The sequence below is a fragment of the Corynebacterium sp. NPDC104732 genome (genome assembly GCF_055583565.1).
This window is the reverse complement of sequence record NZ_JBVJNS010000038.1, coordinates 1-3,941: the sequence shown is the minus strand read 5'-3', so window position 1 is coordinate 3,941 and position 3,941 is coordinate 1. Positions and strand designations below refer to the sequence as shown.

Genomic DNA, 3,941 nt, shown 5'->3' with positions numbered 1-3,941 from the left:
CAGAAGGAACGCAGATAAACATAGCCTGCCCCAGCATGGGGCTAGGAGTACGAATCCTGGGCTCCTTCAAGCGGAACTACTAACAACGTAATGGGGCAAGCGAAGAAAACCCTGGCATTTACGCCGATCATGCCCTCTACGCCAAGGGCGTCATCATTTCGGCTGGCGCGCTTCTGGGCCTATTCCTGCTACAGCACTTTCTAGCCATTAAACCCGGCCGCATTCACATGATCATTCAAGTGCTGCTAGTCATCGTGGCGATCGTAGCGATCATCAGCACCGTGGCCACCGGGCATGAGGGGGCTGCGTTGGTCTGGAGGTAGAGAAACCGATGCCGGATTTGGTAATGCAAAGTAACGTTTAACAGCGGAAAAAGTCGTTTTGCATTACCAAATCCAGCACGCCGCTGTCTCTAGCTTCGGTTCACTGCAGAAACGATCGCCTTCAGTGAGGCTTCGGTGATGTTGGAGTCTACGCCGATGCCCCATGCTGCGGTGTCGCCGACGGTGGCGTAGACGTAGGCGGCGGCTTCGGCGTCGTCGCCTGCGGTGCGGGCGTGCTGGGAGTATTCCTGCACTTCGACGTCGATTCCGAGGGATTCCAGTGCTTGGGCGAATGCTGCGACTGGGCCGTTGCCGGTGCCGGAAATCTCCTTCATTGCGCCGTTGAAGGTGACGGTGGCGGTTACGCCGGTGTCGGTGATGTGGACGGCTTCCAGGGTGAGGACGTCAGTGCGGTCCAGGTATTCGGTGGCGAAGATGTCCCACATTGCTTTGGAGCTGACTTCGCCGCCTTCGGCGTCGGTGATGGCTTGGACGACGGAGGAGAATTCTGGCTGCATGGCGCGTGGCAGGTCCAGGCCGTGGTCGGTTTTCATGATGTAGGCTACGCCGCCCTTGCCGGATTGGGAGTTGACGCGGATGACGGCTTCGTAGGAGCGGCCGACGTCTTTCGGGTCGATCGGCAGGTAGGGAACTTCCCACATGGTGGAGCCGGAGGCGCGCAGCGCATCGAGTCCCTTGTTTACGGCATCCTGGTGGGAGCCGGAGAAGGCGGTGAAGACGAGGTCGCCGCCGTATGGGTGGCGTTCTGGGACGCGCAGCTGGTTGCAGTATTCGACGGTGCGGCGGATGAGGTCGATGTCGGAGAAGTCGATTTGTGGGTCGACGCCTTGGGTCAGCATGTTCAGTCCCAGGGTGACCAGGCAGACGTTACCGGTGCGCTCGCCGTTGCCGAACAGGCAGCCTTCGATGCGGTCTGCGCCGGCCAGGTAGCCCAGTTCTGCGGTGGCGACGCCGGTGCCACGGTCATTGTGTGGGTGCAGGGACAGGATGATGGAGTCGCGGCGGTCGAGGTTGCGGGACATCCATTCGATGGAGTCGGCGTACACGTTGGGGGTGATCATTTCCACGGTGGATGGCAGGTTGATGATCAGTGGGTTTTCCGGCGTCGGCTGAATGACGTCGGTGACGGCGTTGCAGACTTCCAGGGCGTATTCGACTTCGGTGCCGGTGTAGGACTCGGGGGAGTATTCCCAGCGCCAGTTGGTGTCTGGGTAGTCCTTTGCGATGGAGAGGATCAGCTCAGCGGCGTCGGTAGCCAGCTTTTTGATCGCCTCTTTGTCCTTCCGGAACACGACTTTGCGCTGCAGGATGGAGGTGGAGTTGTAGAAGTGGACGATGACGTTTTTCGCGCCGGCGCAGGCTTCGAAGGTGCGGCGGATCAGGTGTTCGCGGGCCTGGACCAGGACTTGGATGGTGACGTCGTCTGGGACCATGTCCTTTTCGATGATCTCGCGCACGAAGTCGAAGTCAGTTTGGGAGGCGGAGGGGAAACCCACCTCAATTTCTTTGTAGCCCATTTCCACCAGCAGGTTGAACATGCGGCGTTTGCGTTCTGGGCTCATTGGGTCGATGAGGGCTTGGTTGCCGTCGCGCAGGTCTACGGCGCACCACTGTGGCGCCTTGGTGATGCGTTTGGAGGGCCAGGTGCGGTCCGGCAGGTCGAAGTCCTGCACTTCTACGTCGTATGGTTGGTAGCGGTCGCTGGGCATGGCGGAGCTGCGCTGTTTGTTCCAATGTGGCTGGTCGGCGGGGATGTTGCCGTGTGGTTTGGTCAGCTGAGCGGGGGCGGAGATGAAAGACATGGTGTGATTCCTCGTGGGGTTTAGGTGGTTGGGCCGGCAACGCGAACTCCGCGACGGGTGCCGGCCTCTCGTTGGCCTAAATCCCGCCGCGGCAAAGAAGGAGGAATGCTCGCTGCATGGAACACACCATACCGCATAATGGGCGTCGCGTCACGATTTTGGGGTGATTTTTGCTGCCACTGCTTGACGACGCCATTGGTTGTAGCCTCGACCCCATGAAGTCTCGAGTCGATTTGTTTAGGGAGTGATGGAAAATGAGCAGTTCGGCAGATACCAGCAGTTTTACTACCCTTGTCGGTGGCTTCGGGCTCGTAGCAATTACCCTATTGGTCATAGCCCAGATTGTTCTTTTTGTTGTGGCCCTGCTCAGCATCGTGCGTAGCGAAAACTACGCCAGCGGCGGCAAGGCGCTGTGGGCGTTGGCGTGTTTCGCTTTCCCGCTGCTCGGGCCGATTCTTTGGTTCGTGGCAGGGAAGAACTCAAAAATGTAGCTATGAGTCCGCGTCGTCGGATTCCGTCTTCCCGAAAACCTTTCGCAGCCACAGCGCGAGCAGGATGAGGATGACGGCGGCGGCGCCGATGATGGCCCACATCCACCACTGCCAGCGCAGTCCGCTGGATTCAAAGACGGCTTCATCGGCAGGGTCCATCGGCACTTGGTGTCCTGTGACGAGGAGTCGGTGGGTGTTGATGGCATACGGGGTGCACGTGATGAGGGTGATCAGATCCTGACTGGGTTCGCGGTGCAGGATGGAAGTGTCGGACGGTTCGACCACTTGGATGTCATGCACAAGGTATTTAAGTTTCTTGCCAGCGACAGCGATATAGAAGGCGTCGCCTTTCTTTACCTTGGTGAGGTTGTCCCACAAGGTGGCATTCTGGATGCCTGTGTGAGCAGACAGCGCCGCATGGCGACCTTCGCCATCGCCGATCCCGCCGACTGGAAAGTCTGTGCCGTATAGGTGACCGACGCCGCGGGAAAGGGCCTTTTCTGAGGTGCCGTGATAAAGCGGGAGGTCAGAGTTGATGGAGGGGATGACGACGCGCCCCATGGCCTCTGTTTCCGAAAGCACATTCAGGTATTGGCGGTAACGCTGGTACGCGGGAGAATTTTCGTCGTCGCTGGTGGTCCAGGCATCGGCGGGGTTGATCTCACGAAGCTCAGCGTTATATTGGTGTGCCTCTTCCCATGCTTTGTTCAGCACCTCGGGTGGAACTGATTGCTCCAGCTTGGAGTATTCGTCCGCGGCTCGGGCTTGCTGAATGTTGTTCCACTGCGTCGCCACCACGGGATACAACAAGACTCCGAGGCCACACAGGATAAGGACTAGCGCAATGATGGCGTTGGAGTTGAGCTTCTTGCCGCCCTTCGACGATCTGTTCCGCGTCGGAGTGTTGCTATGACGACCCATGTGTTCCTACCTTCAGTGTGAATGGGTTCACGGGATTTTCCAAGAATGTCAGGGATGATCGTTCTATCCCCCGGTTGGTAGCCATAGTCCAAGGTACGTCGAGTGCAGTCGGTTCGTGAAATCCGATGCTGGACGGGATGAAGGGGATCGGAATTGCTAACAGTTTGGGCAAGTTTGCTAAAGGGGATTGGGTCGAACGGTGGCACATCCAAACTTGACCCCAAGAAGGGGTATATCTGTGATGGAGAAAAGCAGCAGTACTTTTCAGGTAAATGGATATTTTTTAAGGTGAGGTTACCCTCGAGTAGTGGACACCCAATTAGTACGGATGTTGTGTCCGTAGGAGAGGATGTTCATTATGAGTCAGCAACGCAAGAGGTTTA

At 57.9% G+C, this 3,941-nt stretch carries 3 protein-coding genes; 1 reads left to right on the top strand and 2 read right to left on the bottom strand.

Annotation, left to right across the window (positions count from 1 at the left end; translation table 11 throughout):
* Nucleotides 1-412: 412 nt before the first annotated feature.
* Nucleotides 413-2,146: a 2-isopropylmalate synthase gene (gene leuA / locus ACZ6ZO_RS12765; protein ID WP_465293071.1), complete on the bottom strand. Its 1,734-nt coding sequence runs from the start codon at nucleotides 2,144-2,146 to the stop codon at nucleotides 413-415.
* A 254-nt stretch (nucleotides 2,147-2,400) separates the two neighbouring features.
* Here leuA and ACZ6ZO_RS12760 point away from each other — a divergent pair, with 254 nt between their 5' ends.
* On the top strand, nucleotides 2,401-2,637 hold the full coding sequence (locus ACZ6ZO_RS12760) for a PLD nuclease N-terminal domain-containing protein (protein ID WP_182387130.1): 237 nt from the start codon (nucleotides 2,401-2,403) through the stop codon (nucleotides 2,635-2,637).
* On the opposite strand, the gene ACZ6ZO_RS12755 is transcribed toward ACZ6ZO_RS12760, so the two are convergent.
* Nucleotides 2,638-3,558, bottom strand: coding sequence for a class C sortase (locus tag ACZ6ZO_RS12755; RefSeq protein ID WP_182387129.1), 921 nt, complete (start codon nucleotides 3,556-3,558; stop codon nucleotides 2,638-2,640). It abuts the gene before it with no gap.
* Between the last annotated feature and the right edge of the window lie 383 nt (nucleotides 3,559-3,941).